At 66.1% G+C, this 1,367-nt stretch carries 1 protein-coding gene; it reads right to left on the bottom strand.

The genetic code is table 11. The annotated features are described in order from the left end of the window. Positions 1-24: 24 nt before the first annotated feature. Positions 25-1,313, bottom strand: a protein-coding gene (locus tag CIK71_RS17150) for an IS3 family transposase (protein ID WP_096166884.1) whose coding sequence is annotated in 2 segments (ribosomal slippage) — positions 25-1,040 and positions 1,040-1,313 — 1,290 coding nt in all. Because the reading frame shifts where the segments join, the coding sequence is not laid out codon by codon here. Positions 1,314-1,367: the final 54 nt, after the last annotated feature.

The raw sequence follows: 1,367 nt of genomic DNA, 5'->3' as shown, positions 1-1,367 counted from the left end.
TGAACCGACCCGGGTTCTCTGCCGCTACTTTGCGGGTTCGGGCTCTCGGTTGAGGGCCTCGTAGTGGAGCGTCTCGAACTCTACTGGGGTGAGCATCCCGAGTGAGCCGTGGAGACGGCGGTTGTTGTACCAGTCGACCCAGCCGGCGGTCGCGTACTCGACGTCTGCGAGGGTCCGGTAGGGGCCGGCGTGGAAGATGGTCGTGCGGATGCATTCGGTCTTGAACAGGCCGTTCACCGTCTCCATCAGCGCATTATCGTATGCGTCGCCGACGGATCCGATCGATGGGGCGATGCCCTCGAGAGCGAGATGCTCGCTCAGGTGGATCGCTGTGTACTGGGATCCGGCGTCGCTGTGATGGATCAGTTCACCGTGTTCGACGGGGTGGCCGTCACGGTCTCGCTGCCACAGCGCCATCCGCAGCGGAGTCATGACCAGGTCGACCTTCTTCGACGTCGAGGCGTGCCAGCCCACGATCCGCTGAGCGAACACGTCCAGGACGAACGCGACGTAGACGAACCCTGCCCAGGTCCGGACGTAGGTGAAGTCGGTGACCCACACCCGGTTCGGTGCCGCAGCGGTGAAGTCCCTGTTCAGCAGGTCACCGGCCCGTTTTCCGTCCGGATCGGGGATGGTGGTGCGCAGCTTCTTCACCCGGCGCACGCCCTCGAGTCCGAGGGTCCGCATCGCCCGGTCCACAGCGCCGCGTGACGTGCCGGCCAGGCCGGGCTTTCGGCGGAGCAGAGCGACCCATTTCCGTCGCCCGTACAGACCCTCCGGCGTCATCTCGATCTGCCCGGTGGCCTCGTTGACTTTCCAGGCGAGGGCGCGGATCTTGTCCTCGACCAGAGCATCGGTGACGGTGCGGGCCGCGATGCGGGCCGGGCGTCTCCAGGCCCGGTAGGTGCGTGCAGCGATCTTCAGGCCCTGCTGGCGCAGGACGCGGAGGATCGACTCGACTGCATAGCCCTCGGCGCGCATCTCGTTGATGAACGCGAGGATCAACGGTTGCGGGGGTCGAGCTCCCCCGCGAAGAAAATCGAGGCACGGCGGAGGATCTCGTTGTCCTCCCGCAGCCGCTTGACCTCGCTTTTCAGTCGTTTGACCTCGGCAGACTCCTCGCTCGTCACACCCGGCCGGGTCCCGTCATCGACCTCGGCCTGGGCCAACCAGCGCCGCACCGACTCGCGGGAGACACCTTCTTGGCGGGCGACCGCGGTCACCGCCGCGGTCAAGGTCGGGTACTCCTGCAGGTGCTCGCGCACCAGCCGCACGCACCTCGCGCGCAGCTCGGGATCGATCTTCTTCGGCATGCTGTCCATCCTTCCGGACTCAAACAGCAACGGCATCAAACCTGGGTCGGTTCA

It is taken from the genome of Brachybacterium alimentarium, from assembly GCF_002332425.1.
GTDB classification, from domain to species: domain Bacteria; phylum Actinomycetota; class Actinomycetes; order Actinomycetales; family Dermabacteraceae; genus Brachybacterium; species Brachybacterium alimentarium.
This window is presented reverse-complemented; position numbering and strand designations above follow the sequence as displayed.